Raw genomic sequence first — 17,437 nt, 5'->3', positions numbered from 1 at the left:
TGACGATTACTCGTCGCCCGCTTCCCCTGCATCGGCCGCATCAGTGCCGGTCGCGGTATCGGTACCTTCAGATACCTCACCGTCAACGGCCAGCGCGTCGTTCTCGTCTTCGTCGCTCTCGGCGATGCGCTGCAGGCCAACCACGGTCTCGTCTTCACCGGTACGGATCAGACGGACACCGCCGGTGTTACGGCCAATGACACTCACCTCGGCAACACGGGTACGCACCAGGGTGCCGCCGTTGGTGATCAGCATGATCTGGTCGGTATCTTCGACCTGGATCGCATCGATCACCTTGCCGTTGCGCTCATCCACCTTGATGGAGATAACGCCCTGGGTACCACGGCTCTTGGTCGGGTATTCGGCCAACGCAGTACGTTTGCCGTAACCGTTCGCGGTGGCGGTTAGGATAGCACCTTCGCCGCGCGGAACGATGAGGGAAACCACCTTGTCACCGGCGCCCAGCTTGATGCCGCGCACACCGGCCGCGGTACGACCCATGGGACGCACACCCTTGAAGGTACCCTTGGTTTCGGTGCCTTCGCCGTTGTCGCTGCCATCATCGTCGTTACCGGCGTCATCGTCGGTTTCAACGTCATCGCTGACATCCGCATCGGCGCGACCGCTGCCTTCGGCGAAGCGAACGACTTTGCCCGCGTCGGAGAAGAGCATGATCTCGTTGCTGCCATCGGTGATATCCACCCCGATCAGCTCATCACCCTCTTTGAGGTTGATGGCGCGGATACCGGAGGAGAGCGGACGGCTGAAGTCAGAGAGGCTGGTCTTCTTCACGGTACCATTGGCGGTGGCGAAGAAGACATACTTCTCGGCGTCATACTCCTTCACCGGCAGGATAGCGGTGATACGCTCACCCTCTTCCAGCGGCAGCAGGTTGATGATCGGACGACCACGGGCACCACGGGACGCTTCCGGCAGCTGGTAAACCTTGAGCCAGTAGACCTTGCCACGGGTGGAGAAGCACAAAATGGTGTCGTGGGTGTTGGCCACCAGCAGACGCTCCACAAAGTCCTCTTCCTTGATCCGGGTGGCCGACTTGCCACGACCACCGCGGCGCTGGGCCTCGTAGTCGGAGAGCGGCTGATACTTCACATAGCCCTGGTGAGACAGGGTAACCACCACATCTTCCGGAGTGATCAGATCTTCGATGTTGATCTCGGCACTGGACATGCTGATTTCGGTACGACGCTCGTCGCCATACTGCTCACGCACAGCCAGCAGTTCATCGCGGATCACTTCCATCAGACGAGCCGGGCTCGCCAGGATGTGCAGCAGCTCGGCGATCAGATCCAGCAGAGATTGGTACTCTTCCAGGATCTTCTCGTGCTCGAGGCCGGTCAGCTTGTGCAGACGCAGGTCAAGGATGGCCTGGGCTTGCTGTTCGGTCAGGAAGTATTGACCTTCACGGATACCAAACTCAGGCTCCAGCCACTCTGGCCGTGCCGCGTCGTCGCCCGCTTTTTCCAGCATGGCGGCCACGTTGCCAAGTTCCCAGCCCTTGGCAACCAGGCCCGCTTTCGCGTCGGCCGGGGTCGCGCTGTGGCGGATCAGCTCGATGATGGGATCAATGTTGGCCAGCGCAACCGCCAGACCTTCCAAAATGTGTGCCCGATCCCGCGCCTTGCGCAGTTCGAACACGGTCCGGCGAGTCACCACTTCACGGCGGTGCAGCAGGAACGCATCCAGGATCTCTTTAAGGTTCATCACCTTGGGCTGGTTGTTATCGAGCGCCACCATGTTGATGCCGAACGTGGTCTGCATCTGGGTGTGCTTGTAGAGATTGTTCAGCACAATCTCGCCGGATTCGCCGCGCTTGATCTCGATAACGATGCGCATGCCGTCTTTGTCAGACTCATCGCGCAGGGCACTGATGCCCTCGATCTTCTTCTCTTTGACCAGCTCGGCGATCTTCTCGATCAGTCGAGCCTTGTTCACCTGATAGGGGATCTCGTGAACGATGATGGTCTCGCGACTGGTCTTCTCGTCCACTTCCACTTCAGCCTTGGCCCGCACATAGATGGAGCCACGACCGGTACGGTACGCCTGCACGATGCCGGAACGACCGTTGATAATGCCGCCGGTGGGGAAATCCGGGCCGGTGATGTAGGTCATCAGCTCGTCAATGGTGAGGTCGCCGTTTTCGATCAGCGCCAGGCAGCCATTGACAATCTCGGTGAGGTTGTGAGGCGGAATGTTGGTCGCCATGCCCACCGCGATACCGGAGGAGCCGTTGACCAGCAGGTTGGGAACCTTGGTAGGCATGACCGCCGGGATCATCTCGGTGCCGTCATAGTTCGGCACCCAGTCCACGGTCTCTTTGTCCAGATCAGCCAGCAGCTCGTGGGAGATGCGGGCCATCCGCACTTCGGTATAACGCATCGCCGCGGCGCTGTCGCCGTCGACTGAACCGAAGTTGCCCTGACCATCGACCAGCATGTAACGCATGGAGAAATCCTGCGCCATCCGGACAATGGTGTCATACACAGCGATATCGCCGTGCGGGTGATATTTACCGATTACGTCACCGACCACACGGGCCGATTTTTTATAGGGCTTGTTCCAGTCGTTCCCCAACTCGTTCATAGCAAACAGAACGCGGCGGTGAACCGGTTTCAAGCCATCACGCACATCCGGCAGAGCTCGTCCTACGATCACGCTCATGGCGTAATCAAGATAGGAACTCTTGAGCTCTTCTTCGATGTTGACCGGCGTGATCTCTCTGGCCAGATCGCTCATAGAAAGCCTTATCCCTAATTAGTTGTTCTTTGGCTTAAACAGCACGACATGGTAACACACTGAGCCAAATACCTTAAGCCACAAATCGGGTATCAGATCGGGCTGGTGTGACAAAGTCCGTCCGTTATAATGCCCGCCAGGACAATAGATTGCGCCCATGACTCAGAAGCGGGCGCCCTGCCACAGGATCTTCGAAAAATGAACAGTGATGCCAATGTCGATCTGACAGAAATCGCCAAGTTTGAAGCCATCGCCTCCCGCTGGTGGGACATGGAAGGTGAATTCAAACCCCTGCATCAAATCAATCCGGTACGCCTTGACTGGATCACCGACAAAAGTGGCGGTCTGTTTGGCAAGCGCATTCTCGATATCGGCTGCGGTGGTGGCATTCTCTCCGAAAGCATGGCCCGCCGTGGCGCCAAGGTCACCGGCATCGACATGGGCAAGGAGCCCCTCGGCGTCGCCCGCTTGCACGCTCTGGAGCAGGGTGTCGAGCTCGAGTACCGCCAGATCACCGCCGAAGCCCATGCCGCCGAAGTGCCGGGCCAGTATGACGTAGTCACCTGCATGGAGATGCTGGAGCATGTGCCGGACCCCGCCTCCGTGCTGCGCGCCATCGCTACCCTGGTGCGCCCGGGCGGCCGGGTGTTCGTCTCCACCATCAACCGCAACCCCAAATCCTATCTGATGATGATCATCGGGGCCGAATACCTGATGAAGATGGTGCCCAAGGGTACCCACGATCACAAAAAATTCATCACCCCGGCCGAACTGTGTCGCATGGGTGAAGCTGCTGGCCTGCTGGTGCGGGACATGAGCGGCGTCCACTACGCCCCCCTCACCAACCAGTTCAAGCTCGGCAAGAATGTCGACGTCAACTATATGGTGGAGTTTGTCCGCCCGGAGCACGGCTGATGAGCGCCTCTCGCCCTCTTCCCCTGCGCGGTGTGCTGTTCGATCTGGATGGCACCCTGCTCGACACAGCCCCGGATCTGGGTGCCGCCGTCAACCACGTGCTGATAAGCGAAGGCTTTGCGCCGCTCTCTGACGACATCATTCGTCAGACCACCTCCCACGGAGCGCTCGGGCTGCTGAAAGCGGGCCTCGGCGACGAACTGCTTGAAGAGCTGGGGACCACGCGCCTGCGCAATGCCCTGCTCGACTACTACGCGGCCAATCTCTGCGTCGGTACCCGCCCCTATGAAGGAATGGTGGATCTTATCGAGTGGCTCGACGAGAAACAGCTCCCCTGGGGCATCGTCACCAACAAGCCGGGCTTTCTCACCGAGCCGCTGCTGGCGGCCCTGCCACAGCTCGCCAGCTGCGGCGTCACCGTCAGTGCCGATACCCTGCCAGTACGCAAGCCCGACCCCGCCCCCATGTTCTTTGCTTGTGAGAAGCTGGGGGTCGAAGCAGCTCACTGCCTCTATGTCGGGGATCATGTGCGGGATATCGAAGCGGGCCGCAATGCTGGCATGCGCACTGCGGTCGCTGGCTGGGGCTATCTCAATAATGAGGAAGATCCCGCCCAGTGGGGCGCCGATCTGCAGTTTGATACCGTGCAAGCCCTGCACCACTGGCTGCGCTACGAGTTGACGGCCAAGGTGTAACGCACAGCCTTACCGGCTGACATGCGATAACGGGGCGAAGAGACTCTTCGCCCCTTGCATCTCTTACTTTACGCTCCTGCGTCCTGCGCCACCATCACGCCTCTATTCATGGATAATAAAGGCAGCTTTCTGCCTGTTGGATACCCATTTGACAAGCTCACAGCCGTCACAAAGCGGCCACAAACCACCGTCATCTGATGCAAAGCCCTTGCCACGCTGAGCCCGCGGCTGCGACAACTGGACAGCTTTTGACCCTTGTTGCATAAGGGATAATCAGCCGCCGTTTGCTAGTAAAAAGCCCCCCGTTTCGCAAGCAAAAAAAGTTATTTAAATTTTCCATCTTCGATCGGGAGACTTGCATTTAGCGGAGCGGACGAATGAAAACCCGCTCACTGTGAGCGGTCACTAACTGATGGGGCAAGACTCACAATTTATCCACAGCTCGTCACTTATCCACACATTGCAATGGCGGGCTGACCTCACTATCTTGTAGCTCGAACTTAAAATAACACTACATCTTGTGATTCATCGCACAATCTCTACCCAACTCCCGCACACCGTCGGGGCCAGGGTGGCACCATTGTGCGATGGTTTTTCGGGAATCAACTGAAGGTCATCAGCCAATGAACTTGTTTGTGACGAAGCGTAACGGACACAAAGAACCCATCGATCTGGATAAAATTCACCGCGTGCTGGACTGGGCCGCCGAAGGGCTCGACAACGTGTCGGTCTCCCAGGTAGAGCTCAAATCCCACATCCAGTTCTATGACGGTATCCGTACCGCCGACATTCACGAAACCATCATCAAGGCGACGGCTGACCTCATCTCCGAGCAGACCCCGGACTACCAGTACATGGCAGCCCGTCTGGCCATCTTCCACCTGCGCAAGAAGGCCTACGGCCAGTTCGAACCGCCCCACCTCTACCAGCACGTGGCTCGTCTGGTGGACATGGGCAAGTACGACAAGCACCTGCTGGAAGACTACAGCCAGGCCGAATTCGAAGAGCTGAACACCCATCTGGATCACTGGCGCGACATGGATTTCTCCTACGCGGCAGTCAAACAGCTGGAAGGCAAATATCTGGTCCAGAACCGCGTCACCGGTGAGATCTACGAGAGTCCGCAGTTCCTCTACATCTTGGTAGCGGCCTGCCTCTTCTCCAAGTATCCGAAAGATACCCGTCTGGACTACATCAAGCGCTTCTATGATGCGGTCTCGACCTTCAAAATCTCCCTGCCGACCCCGATCATGAGCGGCGTGCGCACCCCGACCCGTCAGTTCAGCTCCTGCGTACTGATCGAATGCGACGACAGCCTGGACTCCATCAACGCCACCGCCAGCTCCATCGTGCGTTACGTTTCCCAGCGCGCCGGTATCGGCATCAACGCGGGGCGCATCCGCGGTCTGGGCAGCCCCATCCGTGGCGGCGAAGCGTTCCACACCGGTTGCATCCCCTTCTACAAATACTTCCAGACTGCCGTGAAGTGCTGCTCCCAGGGCGGCGTGCGCGGCGGTGCGGCCACCCTGTTCTACCCACTGTGGCACACCGAAGTGGAAAGCCTGCTGGTACTGAAGAACAATCGCGGCGTGGAAGAGAACCGTGTTCGTCACATGGACTACGGCGTGCAGATCAACAAGCTGATGTACCAGCGCCTCATCAAGGGCGGTGACATCACACTGTTCTCCCCGTCCGATGCACCGGGTCTGTACGATGCCTTCTTCGCCGATCAGGACAAGTTCGAAGAGCTCTACGTCAAGTACGAGCAGGATCCGGCCATTCGCAAGAAGACCCTGAAAGCGGTAGACCTCTTCTCCCTGATGATGCAGGAGCGTGCCGGTACCGGTCGCATCTACATCCAGAACGTCGATCACTGCAACACCCACAGCCCGTTCGACCCGAGCGTGGCGCCGGTACGCCAGTCCAACCTCTGCCTCGAAATTGCGCTGCCGACCAAGCCGCTCAACAATATCGACGACGAGAGTGGCGAAATCGCCCTGTGCACCCTCTCCGCCTTCAACCTCGGTGCCATCGAGAAGCTGGAAGATCTGGAAGAGATGGCCGATCTGGCCGTGCGTGCCCTCGATGCCCTGCTCGACTATCAGGATTACCCGATTGCCGCCGCCAAGAAGGGCAGCATGGGTCGTCGCACCCTGGGGATCGGCGTCATCAACTACGCCTACTACCTGGCCAAAAACGGTGCCCGCTACTCCGACGGCTCCGGTCTGGCCCTGACTCACCGTACCTTCGAGGCCATTCAGTACTACCTGCTGAAAGCCTCCGTGCAGCTGGCCCGCGAGTTCGGCCCCTGCCCGCTGTTTGGCGAGACCACCTATGCCCAGGGCATCCTGCCCATCGACACCTACAAGAAGGATCTGGATGCGCTGTGCAACGAGCCTCTGCATCTGGATTGGGAAAGTCTGCGTTCCGATATCAAGTCCGTAGGCTTGCGCAACTCCACCCTGACCGCCCTGATGCCGAGCGAGACCTCCAGCCAGATCTCCAACGCCACCAACGGCATTGAGCCGCCACGCGGCCTGGTCTCGGTCAAGGCCTCCAAAGATGGCATTCTCAAACAGGTGGTGCCCGAGTATGATCGCCTGAAAGATCAATACGAATTGCTCTGGAAGCAACCGAGCGTTGACGGCTACCTGCAGCTGGTCGGTATCATGCAGAAGTTTGTGGATCAGGCGATTTCCGCCAACACCAACTACGACCCTGCCCGTTTCGAAGGCAACAAGGTCCCGATGAAACAGCTGCTCAAGGACTTGCTGACCGCCTACAAATACGGCCTCAAGACCCTGTACTATCACAACACCCGTGATGGTGCAGACGATGCCCAGACCGACCTGCAAGATGACGGTTGCGCTGGCGGGGCTTGCAAAATCTAAGTCACGGCAAGAACTGATAACCGGGCGGGAGCGACAAGCTCCCGCTCTCCTGTTTTCTCTATTCACATATTCTGGTAACCATGGCCTATTCAACTTTCTGCCAAACCCAAAACGACCAGCTCAAAGAGCCGATGTTTTTTGGCCAATCGGTCAACGTAGCCCGTTATGATCAACAAAAGCACGAAGTGTTCGAGCGGCTGATCGAGAAGCAACTCTCCTTCTTCTGGCGCCCGGAAGAGGTGGATGTCTCCCGTGATCGCATCGACTATCAGGCCCTGCCACCGCACGAGCAGCACATCTTCATCTCCAACCTGAAGTACCAGACCCTGCTGGACTCCATTCAGGGTCGCAGCCCCAACGTGGCCCTGCTGCCGCTGGTCTCCATTCCGGAGCTGGAAACCTGGATTGAGACCTGGGCCTTCTCGGAGACCATCCACTCTCGCTCCTACACCCATATCATCCGCAATATCGTCAACACCCCCGCTCAGGTGTTCGACGACATCGTGACCAACGAGCAGATCTTGAAGCGCGCCGGCTCCATCAGCCACTTCTACGACGACCTGATCGAAGCGACCGCCCTCTACAACCTGCATGGTGAAGGGACCCACACCGTCGCGGGCCGCGAAGTGACCATCACCTTGCGCGAGCTCAAGAAGAAGCTCTATCTGTGCCTGATGAGCGTCAACGCGCTGGAAGCAATCCGCTTCTACGTCAGCTTCGCCTGCTCCTTTGCCTTCGCCGAGCGTGAACTGATGGAAGGCAACGCCAAGATCATCAAGATGATCGCCCGCGACGAAGCGCTGCACCTCACCGGCACCCAGCACATGCTGAACCTGATGCGCACCGGCCAGGATGACCCGGAGATGGCCGAGATCGCCGCCGAGTGCGAACAGGCATGCTTCGAGATCTTCAAGGAAGCGGCCATTCAGGAGAAAGAGTGGGCCGAGTACCTGTTCCAGGACGGCTCCATGATCGGCTTGAACAAGGACATCCTCTGCCAGTACGTGGAGTACATCACCAACCTGCGCATGAGCGCGGTCGGCCTGCAGCCAGCCTTTGCCGGCACCAAGCAGAACCCGATCCCCTGGATCAACACCTGGCTGTCATCCGACAACGTACAGGTCGCCCCGCAAGAGGTAGAGGTCAGTTCCTATCTGGTGGGTCAGATCGACAGCGAAGTCAATGCCGACGACCTGGGTGATTTCGAGCTGTGAGTGACGCCACCAACACGCTGACACCTGCCCCGCACGCGCCTGTTGAACAGCAGGCGGACGTGGCACCACGGGTGCATACCCGGGATGGTGCCGTGCTGCACGCCCATCCAGGCGAAAGCGTGTTGGAGACCCTGGAGCGCCACGGTCATCATGTGGAATTCCAGTGTCGCAGCGGCTATTGCGGCGCCTGCCGCACTCCGCTGATAGCCGGCAAGGTCCACTATCCCAATGTGCCGCTGGCATTTGTCGCCCAGGGGGAGTGCCTCCCCTGCTGCTGCAAACCGGTCGGCGCCATCAAGCTGGATATCCAGAAGAGCTGAGGCAGCCACAGGACGGCAACTCGCACAAAATAGAAAGCCGCCGGAGCAATCCGGCGGCTTTTTTTGTCTCTTCATCTTTGCTCGGGTTTGCTCAGGCGCCCGATGACAGACGCCCACCCACTCAGAGGATTACAACCAGGGGGCGGCAGTCGGCCCGTGGTGCAGACCCAGCTTCCAGACCCGGCCAAAGTGCTTGTAGTGACCGGCTGCGACGCCAGCCTTCTCGCCCATGCCGTGGTAGAGATCGAGGTGGCCCTTCTTCACCGCCCCGCCCACATCCAGCGCAATCAACAGCCGCAGCTGGTGCTTGCCGGTCCAGTTGCCCTCTCTGTCGAGCAAAGGAACTTCGGCCAGGATCGGGGTCCCCATCGGCAGCAGGGTCTTGTCGGCAGCGACGGCCGCCAACGGCAGCAGTGGGATACCGGCAGCGCCGATCACCTCATTGGTGGGGCGACGCTCGAAGAAGACATAGGAGGGGTTCTGCTCCACCAGCTCCTTGACGGTCTCCTCCGGTTGACGGTTGGCCCATTCCTTGATGGCCTTCATCGACATCTGCTCTTTGGGCACTTCACCGCGGTCGATCAGTACCCGGCCGATACTCACGTAACCGTGGCCGTTCTTGCCGCTGTAACCCAGATATTGCAGCCGATCGTCATCCCCGTAGTGGACAAAGCCGGAGCCCTGCACATCCATCAGGAAGTTGTCGATGAGGGATTTGCTGTAACCCAGCTCCAGCCCTCGGTTGGCCAGCGCTCCCTGATGGATCTCGGCCCGGGTAGGACAACGGCCGCCACATTTGGGCATGGCATAGATGGGATATTTGTACTTGGCATCCGGGCGGTGGCGCACCTCCAGCACCGGCGAGTAGTAACCGGTAAACAGCACGTTACCCATGCGATCTGCGCCGCCCAGCTGAGCCAGGCTGATACCGTAACGGGTGATGTCGGCAGGATTGCCGCCGCCCGCCACCCAGCGGGAGAGCTGGTGATAGAGCTCGCCATAACGGCGGGTCATCTTGCCGGAGCGCTCCAATACCAGTCTGCTTTGCGGGCCAAACTTGCTGTAGTCGGCACGCGCACGGCTATTGACCCGCTCCACCCTCACCAGATCCTCTGGCAAGGTCCCGTCCAGATACTGCTTGCCCAGATTTTCCGGCACCTCGCAGTTAAGAAAGCATCTGTTGTCGGTCTGTTTTTTGGGCACTTCTGCTTTGTCAGAGTTGCCCGCACAACCGGCCAGTCCCAGCACTGCGGCGGTCAGCCAGTACACGTGTTTGTTCATATGTCCTCATATAACACCAAGAGCCATGCTCGGCGGGGAAGATGCCAAATTTGCAGGGGGAAAGCAAACGACATCAATCACTTGAAGCAGGATTTCTCCAAAGGGGATCCGCTGGGTTATAACAAGGTGACAGGATGTGCGAGGTGATGGATGGAACAGCTCGAAATATTCCCGCTGCAGAGCCCCTGCATCGGGGTCTGCGAAGTGAACAACAAAGGCTACTGCAAGGGGTGCCTGCGCAATCGCGAAGAGCGTTTCAACTGGCTCACCATGACCCCTGCCCAGCAACAAGAGGTGATGCGCCTGTGCCGGGATCGCAAACGCCGGGTCGAGGCTGCGCGGCGCAAGGCACAGGAAGGCGCGCCCAATGAGCCGCAAGCACAGCCCGGCTGGGATTTTTAAACTCAGCCTACCTGCAATCCCCACCTCACAACTCACCTATATCACCGGCAAAACAAAAAGCGGCACGCAGGCCGCTCTTGGTTATGACGTGTTGCCGGGTGGCGAGGCTTATGCGGTGGCCAGTTTGGCCTGCTCTTCGCCGCGCTTGAGCATGGCGTAGGAGACACCGGTCAGCAGTGACCCTGCTGCAATCGCCACGATATACATCATGACGTTGCTGATGGCGTGCGGGATAAAGAGCACGAACAGACCGCCGTGGGGTGCCATCAGCTCACAGCCGAACAGCATGGAGAGCGCACCGGTCAGGGCGCCGCCGACCATGCAGGCCGGGATGACGCGCATCGGATCCTTGGCGGCAAACGGGATGGCCCCCTCGGAGATAAAGCACAGACCCAGCACGAAGGAGGCCTTGCCCGCTTCCTGCTCCGCCTTGATGAACTTGGTGCGGGCCAGGAAGGTGGCGATCCCCATCCCCAATGCCGGCACCATGCCGGCGGCCATTACCGCTGCCATCGGGGCGTAGGTTTTGGAGGCCAGCAGGCCAACCCCGAAGGCGTAGGCCGCCTTGTTGACCGGGCCGCCCATGTCAAAGCACATCATGGCGCCGATGATGACACCCAGCAGCACGGCGTTGGCAGAGCCCATGTTGTTGAGGAACTCTGTCATGGCATTCATGATGCCAGCCACCGGACCACCCACTACGTAGATCATCACCAGACCGGTAAAGAGGCTGGCCACCAACGGAATAATCAGGATGGGCTTGAGTGCTTCCAGGGTCACCGGCAAGCGCACCTTGTCGCTCAGGTACTTGGCGCTGTAACCGGCCAGGAAACCGGCCACGATGCCACCGAGGAAACCGGCACCCAGCGAGCTTGCCAGCATACCGCCGATCATGCCGGGAGCGAGACCCGGGCGGTCAGCGATGGAGTAGGCAATGTAACCGGCCAGCACCGGGATCATCAGGGCAAAGGCGGAGCCACCACCGATCTTCATCAGAGCGGCGGCCAGAGTGCCTTCCACCTTGAACGCTTCGATACCGAACACAAACGAGAGCGCGATGATAAGGCCGCCCGCCACCACCATGGGCAGCATGAAGGAGACGCCGGTCAACAGGTGCTTGTAGGGGCCTGCTTTTTCCTCTTTCTTGGGCTGGCTGGCACCGCTGTGGCGATAGGTTTTCGCCTCACTCCAAGCCTTGTCCAGCTCGGCGCGGGTTTTCTTCAATGCCGCACCCGTGCTGGTGCGATAAACCTGCTTGCCATCGAAACGGGCCATGTCCACTTCGATATCGGTGGCGAGGAACACCAGATCGGCAGATGCAATCTCCTCGGCAGTCAGGGCATTCTGGGCACCGACCGAGCCTTGAGTCTCGACGCGGATCTGATAACCCAGCTGTTTGGCCATGGTCTCCAGCGCTTCTGCCGACATAAAGGTGTGGGCCACCCCGGTCGGACAGGCAGTCACCGCCACGATGCGCTTGCCAGCGGCGGCCGGTTTGGCGGCTGCGGGCGTCGCTTGATGGCGATAGAGGCTGGCGCCGCTGGTTGCGGCTTCCAGCAAGGCAGCGGGATCCTGCAGGGCGAGATCCATGCTGCCCTGATAGACCCGCTTGCCATCATAGGCAGCGAGATCCACCGGGGCACTTGCGACAACCAGCACCAGATCGGCGGCGGCAATCTGCTCTTTTGAGGGGATCTGGCGCGGTTGCACGCTGGAGCCGACGTCGAGGGTGAGCTCCCAGCCAGCCAGTTTGGCCTGCTGTTCTATCCGTTTTGCAGCGAGAAAGCTGGTGGCAATGCCCGCCGGGCAAGCCGTAACCAAGATTGCTTTCATTGGGCATCTCCTGAGTTTTCCATTGAGGGGGTATGGCACTGAACCGGTGCCAGCGCATCCAGACGCTCTACGCGCACCTGTTCAAGTAAGGGGTTGAGCACATTGATATCGTCAAAGCCGACCGCCACCTGACTGACCGCCAAGGCCGAGACGGCGGTGGCCAGCCGCAGGGTCTGCTCCGGCGTCCAGCCGAGGCTGAGACCATGGGCGAGGCCGGCGACCAGCGAATCGCCGGCACCCACGGTGCTGACCACCTGCATCCGCGGCGGAATGGCTTGCCAGACGGCATCCGGAGCAAACCAGATCAGGCCATCGGCGCCGTTGGAGATCACCACGTTGGGGATCCCGCTGGCCTGCAACGCGCGGGCACACTCGGCCTGCTCGCTCAGCGTCTTGACGGGGCGACCCGCCCACTGGCTCAGCTCCTCCAGATTGGGTTTGACCAGGGTCGGCGCCGCCTTGATCCCTTCGCTTAAGGCCGCGCCACTGCAATCGAAGATCACCTGCTTGCCCTTGGCCTTGAGCAGGCGGATCAGATGGGCGCAGTAATCGAGGGCCACCCCTTTGGGCAGGCTGCCCGCCAGCACGAACCAGTCGGCGTGAGGGGCCAATTGGTCGATGGCCTGCTCCAGCGCGCTCACCTCCCCTTGCTCGATGGTGAGCCCCGGCAGGTTGAGATCGGTGACCCGACCGGATTGCTCGGAGATCTTGACGTTGATGCGGGTGCTGCCCGCGACACGGACAAAGTGATCATCCAGCGCCCGCTCTGCAAACAGGGAGACAAAGCTCTGTTCATTGTCAGCGCCCAGCCAGCCGGTGACGCCTACCTCGCGGCCCAAATCCTTGAGCACCATGGCGACGTTGATCCCCTTGCCCGCCGCACGCAGGTTGGCCTCGCTCACCAGATTGACCTCACCAAGGCTCATCGCCTCGAGGCGAGTAGTGAGATCAAGGGCGGGGTTGAGGGTGATGGTAACAATCTTCATCAATGCGCCCCCTCGCCCAGACCAGCGGCGATGGCCTCACCGATCCCCTTGAGGGCGGCTTCGGCATCTGCCCCTTCGGCGCGAAATGCCAGACGGTGACCGCACTTGACCCCAAGGCCGATCACCTTCATCAGGCTCTTGGCGGAGACCGCTTCGCCACTACCATCCAGATTGGCAACCCGGATGTCGGATTCAAACTCTTTGGCCACCTTGACCAGCATGGCGCCCGGACGGGCGTGCAAGCCGTGGGGGTTGATGATGGTGAAGGTTTCGGAAAGACCGTTCGCGGGCCCCGCCAGCAACATGGCCAGCCCCTCGCCGCCCGCCAGCGTCGCCAGCTGACCGGCAGCCGCCAGTTTGGCCAGATTCTCCAGTTGCGGCAGATGGCTGCTATCTGCGGCGCACAGCAGCAGCATGGCGCTGACCGGCAGCTCCCCTGCCGTGAGGGCGCTACTCGGGGTGGCCAGCACCCAACCGGTCTGGGCCGATGCTGTTTGCTGAACATTGGCCCGCGCCAGCCAGACGCCCTCGCCCAGATAGGCGGGATCGCTTGCCAACAGGGCGCTTACCATGGCGGCATCGCCCCAGCCCGCCGATTTGGCGCGGGCGGCTGCTCCCAGCAGCAGTTGGTCGCGATCATCGGCCGGGAAGTCAGCCAGAGTCAGGTATTGCACCTCTTTCGCGGCAGTGGCGCCGGTCAGGATATTGATGATGGTGTCGGCATCGGTGGCCTCTTTGAGCTGGGCTGCCGCCTGCTCGTCACCCAGCACATGGGTGAGCTGGCGCAAGATGCCCAGATGCTCGTCTGACTTGGCGGCGATGCCGATGGCGACATAGGCGATCTGCCCCTCATCCCACTCGATACCATTGGGGAACTGGGCCACCATGACGCCTGTGCTCTTCACCAGATGACGGGTATCGGTGGTGCCGTGGGGAATGGCGATGCCGCTGCCAAGATAGGTGGCATGCTGCGCTTCACGGGCCAGCATCCCATCCACATAGCCCGCGTCCACCAGACCGGCTTCGGTCAGTTTGCCTGCCAGCAGGGCAATGGCGTCCGACTTGGTCGCCACCGACTGTCCCAGCAAGATCTGCTCTCGCGCCAACTTCAACATAGAGACTCTCCATCAGGTTCCGGCCGCGCCGGTACGTCACAATTGAACATTCGGGTAACTCGCCAGCTGACAATAGACCCGAACACGGTTGACTGTGATCGGAGCCTGATTTTCAGGCCACTGGGTCTCTTCGTTGCTGACAGGCTGAATCGTTTCACTTACACTCAGACTGAATCGTTTCAGCGAATTGATCAAGTACCCACAAAGAGTGCTTTTCAATGATATGATCCCGCGCACACTTTTCGGTGCCCTCACCCGGCAGTGACCGTGGGCCTTGCAACTCAAACAGAGCCAATATGATGAAACTGGATGAAATCGCCGCCCTCGCCGGTGTCTCGCGCACCACGGCAAGCTATGTGATCAATGGCAAGGCCGACCAATACCGCATCAGTCAGGCCACCCGCGACAAGGTGATGGCCGTTGTCACCGCCCATAACTATCAGCCGGACAGCCGCGCCGCCTCCCTGCGTGGCGGCCAGACCAAGACTCTGGGCTTTATCCTGCCCGACCTTGAGAACGCCAGTTACGCCAAACTGGCCAAACGGCTGGAACAGGGGGGCCGGGCGCAGGGCTATCAGCTGCTCATCGTCTGCTCGGAAGATGAGCCCGCCACAGAAAAAGAGCTGGCCCAGATGCTGGTGAGCCGCCATGTGGACGCCCTGCTGGTGGCCAGTTGCCTGCCGCCGGACGACCCCTTCTACGGCAAATTGCAGGCGCAAGGCAGCCAGATCCTCGCCATCGACAGGGCGATGGCCGCCGACAAGTTCGTCACCGTCGCCAGTGAAAACGAGAAAGCGAGCTTTGATCTCACCAGCTCCTTGCTCACCCCGACTCTGCGTCATATCGCCTTGATCACCGCGCTGCCGGCACTCACGATCAGTCAGGAGCGCAAAGCCGGTTTCGAGCAGGCGGTCGCCAGTCACAGCGCGGCTCGCCACCTGTGCGAGGGGGATCACTTCTCCCGCCTTGAGGGGTATCGCCTGATCAAAGATCTGCACCAGCAGCTGGGCCAGTTGCCCGAGGCACTGATCACTACCTCCTATATCCTGATGGAGGGGGTGCTGGACTATCTATTGGAACAAGAGAGCGATATGAGCCAGCTTGCCATGGCCACCTTCGGGGACGATCGCCTGCTTGACTTCCTCCCCTTTGGCATCAACTCCCTGCCCCAGCAGCACGATGCCTTGGCGAGCCAGGCGCTGGAGCTGGCGCTCAAGGCGGTGAACGGCGACTACCAGAGCGGGCTGCACTATGTGAGCCGCACCCTCAAGCGCCGTCGCTAACCTGCTCGAAGCAGACCCGATTTGCTATCAATGGGTGGGTAAAGAAAGCAGATGACAATAAGGCTGCCAGCATCGGCAGCCTTATTGTTTTTCCCCACAACCCTACCCGCCCGCTTTGCTTTCTCTACCGTCTGGCCGGGCCTCCACACTCCTTTCACCCCGCAACTAAACGCCAACGCCACGACAAGGCCCTCCCCCATCCGTGCTGCAACCACTTGGCTGACCTGTATCAATGAGCCCCTGCCAATCATTTTTTCGGTGCTTTTTTCTGCAATTAGCTACCGCTGTCATCATTTATTTCCACTTGTTGCCACAATCCAACACAAGATCCGTATAAAGGGGGTTGTTTCCGCTATTTTGATCCGCTAACGTGGCAACCATCTTTTACAACTGACAGGTTTTAGGTACAGATGTTACCGTTCCGATATTGCTAGCCTCCGGCCCTATCACCGGAGGCACCTTCTGATAACGCCAATTGGCCCCCTCTTGTTGACGTCAATGCCGACATCGCCTGTTTGCACTGACACCGCTACGTTCGGATGGATAACATGAATACCAAAACTCTGGGTTGTACCCTGTTGATTGCCGGCACCACCATAGGCGCCGGCATGCTGGCCCTGCCGCTGGCCTCCTCCTCCCTCGGCGGCCCCGCCACCCTGATGCTGATGGTCGGTCTCTGGGCCCTGATGGCCTTCACCGCCATGCTGCAAGTAGAGGCAAGCCTCAACACCGGCAAATGGTACCTGCACCAGCTGGCGGATCATTTGCTCGGCCCCTGGGGCAAGCGCATCGCCTCCTTCTGTATCCTGATGCTGTTCTACTCGCTGGCCTCCGCCTACATCAGCGGCGGCAGCAGCCTGTTGGCACAGGCGCTGGCCGATGCGGGCATGACTCTCAGCCAGGAGCAGGCTGCCTGGGCCTTTACTCTGCTGTTTGGCGGCATGGTCTGTGTCGGCACCCGCTCGGTGGATTACCTCAACCGGCTGATGTTCACCGTCAAACTGGTGATTATGGTGGTGGTGCTGGCGTTGCTGTTGCCCCGCACCGAAGGGCAGCATCTGCTCTCGATGCCGCTGGGTCAGGGCCTGTTGCTGGCGGGCCTGCCGGTCATCTTCACCTCGTTCGGCTTTCACGGCTCCATTCCGAGCGTGATGCTCTACCTCGGTGACTGCCCCAAACAGCTGCGTCGGGTCTTTGTCTGGGGCTCAGCCCTGCCGCTGATCCTCTACGTGCTGTGGCAGGTGGCCATTCTGGGGCTGCTCGGCCAGCAAGCCCTGCTGCAAACCGGTGGAGCGCTGGACAGCCTGCTGGCCAACGTCGGCAAGCTGGTGAGTTGGCCTGCGTTTAATCAGGCGATGCACCTGTTTGCCGATCTGGCACTCGCCACCTCCTTCCTCGGGGTAACGCTGGGGCTGTTCGACTTTATGGCCAAGGTGACCCGCCGCAAGGACAACTGGCAGGGCCGCACTCAGACTGGCCTCATCACCTTCGTGCCGCCATTGCTGTTTGCCCTCTACTTCCCGCAGGGCTTTATCATGGCGCTGGGCTACGCAGCCATTGCGCTGGCGATCCTCGCGGTACTGCTGCCGGTGGCACTGGTATGGCAGAGCCGCAAACAGGCGCCAGCCCACCACTACCGCGCCCCGGGTGGCGTAGTGGCGCTTGGAGTGGCCGCCGCCATGGGGGTGCTGATTGTCGGCGTACAGGTCAGCGTCAGCCTCGGAATACTGCCTGCGCTCTAATCCTTG

The 17,437-nt window shown here is 60.0% G+C and carries 13 protein-coding genes; 8 read left to right on the top strand and 5 right to left on the bottom strand.

Annotation, left to right across the window (positions count from 1 at the left end):
* Positions 1-6: 6 nt before the first annotated feature.
* A complete protein-coding gene (gene gyrA, locus AB5Y76_RS00875; RefSeq protein ID WP_368177649.1) occupies positions 7-2,754 on the bottom strand; it encodes a DNA topoisomerase (ATP-hydrolyzing) subunit A in 2,748 nt (915 codons plus the stop codon).
* Positions 2,755-2,952: 198 nt separating this feature from the next.
* Here gyrA and ubiG point away from each other — a divergent pair, with 198 nt between their 5' ends.
* The 5 genes from ubiG to yfaE all read left to right on the top strand — a co-directional run bounded on the left by ubiG (position 2,953) and on the right by yfaE (position 8,789).
* Positions 2,953-3,669: a bifunctional 2-polyprenyl-6-hydroxyphenol methylase/3-demethylubiquinol 3-O-methyltransferase UbiG gene (gene ubiG, locus AB5Y76_RS00870; RefSeq protein ID WP_005352120.1), complete on the top strand. Its 717-nt coding sequence runs from the start codon at positions 2,953-2,955 to the stop codon at positions 3,667-3,669.
* Positions 3,669-4,364 (top strand): HAD family hydrolase, encoded by a 696-nt coding sequence (locus AB5Y76_RS00865; RefSeq protein WP_263717260.1) that lies wholly within the window; start codon positions 3,669-3,671, stop codon positions 4,362-4,364. Before ubiG ends, AB5Y76_RS00865 begins: the two co-directional genes overlap by 1 nt.
* A 623-nt stretch (positions 4,365-4,987) precedes the next feature.
* Positions 4,988-7,255, top strand: coding sequence for a class 1a ribonucleoside-diphosphate reductase subunit alpha (gene nrdA, locus AB5Y76_RS00860; protein WP_263717259.1), 2,268 nt, complete (start codon positions 4,988-4,990; stop codon positions 7,253-7,255).
* Between the two features lie 80 nt (positions 7,256-7,335).
* Positions 7,336-8,469 carry a class Ia ribonucleoside-diphosphate reductase subunit beta gene (gene nrdB / locus AB5Y76_RS00855; RefSeq protein ID WP_005336708.1) on the top strand — a complete coding sequence of 378 codons (1,134 nt, stop codon included), beginning with the start codon at positions 7,336-7,338 and terminating at the stop codon, positions 8,467-8,469.
* Positions 8,466-8,789 carry a class I ribonucleotide reductase maintenance protein YfaE gene (gene yfaE / locus AB5Y76_RS00850; RefSeq protein WP_199765812.1) on the top strand — a complete coding sequence of 108 codons (324 nt, stop codon included), beginning with the start codon at positions 8,466-8,468 and terminating at the stop codon, positions 8,787-8,789. Before nrdB ends, yfaE begins: the two co-directional genes overlap by 4 nt.
* Positions 8,790-8,918: 129 nt before the next feature.
* Here the strand turns inward: yfaE and mltA are convergent, their stop codons facing one another.
* Entirely contained in the window at positions 8,919-10,070 is a 1,152-nt protein-coding gene (gene mltA / locus AB5Y76_RS00845) for a murein transglycosylase A (RefSeq protein ID WP_263717258.1), read from the bottom strand.
* Positions 10,071-10,220: 150 nt separating this feature from the next.
* On the opposite strand from mltA, the gene AB5Y76_RS00840 reads away from it, so the two are divergent.
* Complete coding sequence (locus AB5Y76_RS00840) at positions 10,221-10,472, top strand: DUF1289 domain-containing protein (protein ID WP_064337974.1); 252 nt, start codon at positions 10,221-10,223, stop codon at positions 10,470-10,472.
* A 108-nt stretch (positions 10,473-10,580) separates the two neighbouring features.
* Here the strand turns inward: AB5Y76_RS00840 and fruA are convergent, their stop codons facing one another.
* Genes fruA through fruB form a run of 3 tightly spaced genes read right to left on the bottom strand, consistent with a single transcriptional unit; the run spans position 10,581 to position 14,406 of the window.
* Positions 10,581-12,305 carry a PTS fructose transporter subunit IIBC gene (fruA, locus tag AB5Y76_RS00835; RefSeq protein WP_263717257.1) on the bottom strand — a complete coding sequence of 575 codons (1,725 nt, stop codon included), beginning with the start codon at positions 12,303-12,305 and terminating at the stop codon, positions 10,581-10,583.
* Entirely contained in the window at positions 12,302-13,291 is a 990-nt protein-coding gene (pfkB, locus tag AB5Y76_RS00830; RefSeq protein WP_263717256.1) for a 1-phosphofructokinase, read from the bottom strand. Before pfkB ends, fruA begins: the two co-directional genes overlap by 4 nt.
* Complete coding sequence (gene fruB, locus AB5Y76_RS00825; RefSeq protein WP_263717255.1) at positions 13,291-14,406, bottom strand: fused PTS fructose transporter subunit IIA/HPr protein; 1,116 nt, start codon at positions 14,404-14,406, stop codon at positions 13,291-13,293. The genes pfkB and fruB overlap by 1 nt, the downstream gene beginning before the upstream one ends.
* Positions 14,407-14,702: 296 nt before the next feature.
* Between fruB and cra the strand changes: the two genes are divergently transcribed.
* On the top strand, positions 14,703-15,689 hold the full coding sequence (gene cra, locus AB5Y76_RS00820) for a catabolite repressor/activator (protein WP_263717254.1): 987 nt from the start codon (positions 14,703-14,705) through the stop codon (positions 15,687-15,689).
* A gap of 548 nt (positions 15,690-16,237) precedes the next feature.
* A complete protein-coding gene (locus AB5Y76_RS00815) occupies positions 16,238-17,431 on the top strand; it encodes an aromatic amino acid transport family protein (RefSeq protein ID WP_263717253.1) in 1,194 nt (397 codons plus the stop codon).
* Positions 17,432-17,437: the final 6 nt, after the last annotated feature.

Source organism: Aeromonas sp. R1-2 (assembly GCF_040908505.1).
GTDB classification, from domain to species: domain Bacteria; phylum Pseudomonadota; class Gammaproteobacteria; order Enterobacterales; family Aeromonadaceae; genus Aeromonas; species Aeromonas veronii.
Note: the sequence above shows the minus strand (reverse complement) of the source record. Positions and strands in the feature narration are given on the sequence as shown.

Coding starts and splice junctions, on each gene's coding strand:
- nrdB (WP_005336708.1), top strand. CDS start 7,336: ATGGCCTATTCAACTTTCTGCCAAACCCAAAACGACCAGCTCAAAGAG.
- pfkB (WP_263717256.1), bottom strand. CDS start 13,291: ATGAAGATTGTTACCATCACCCTCAACCCCGCCCTTGATCTCACTACT.
- ubiG (WP_005352120.1), top strand. CDS start 2,953: ATGAACAGTGATGCCAATGTCGATCTGACAGAAATCGCCAAGTTTGAA.
- fruA (WP_263717257.1), bottom strand. CDS start 12,305: ATGAAAGCAATCTTGGTTACGGCTTGCCCGGCGGGCATTGCCACCAGC.
- AB5Y76_RS00865 (WP_263717260.1), top strand. CDS start 3,669: ATGAGCGCCTCTCGCCCTCTTCCCCTGCGCGGTGTGCTGTTCGATCTG.
- fruB (WP_263717255.1), bottom strand. CDS start 14,406: ATGTTGAAGTTGGCGCGAGAGCAGATCTTGCTGGGACAGTCGGTGGCG.
- cra (WP_263717254.1), top strand. CDS start 14,703: ATGATGAAACTGGATGAAATCGCCGCCCTCGCCGGTGTCTCGCGCACC.
- mltA (WP_263717258.1), bottom strand. CDS start 10,070: ATGAACAAACACGTGTACTGGCTGACCGCCGCAGTGCTGGGACTGGCC.
- AB5Y76_RS00840 (WP_064337974.1), top strand. CDS start 10,221: ATGGAACAGCTCGAAATATTCCCGCTGCAGAGCCCCTGCATCGGGGTC.
- AB5Y76_RS00815 (WP_263717253.1), top strand. CDS start 16,238: ATGAATACCAAAACTCTGGGTTGTACCCTGTTGATTGCCGGCACCACC.
- gyrA (WP_368177649.1), bottom strand. CDS start 2,754: ATGAGCGATCTGGCCAGAGAGATCACGCCGGTCAACATCGAAGAAGAG.
- nrdA (WP_263717259.1), top strand. CDS start 4,988: ATGAACTTGTTTGTGACGAAGCGTAACGGACACAAAGAACCCATCGAT.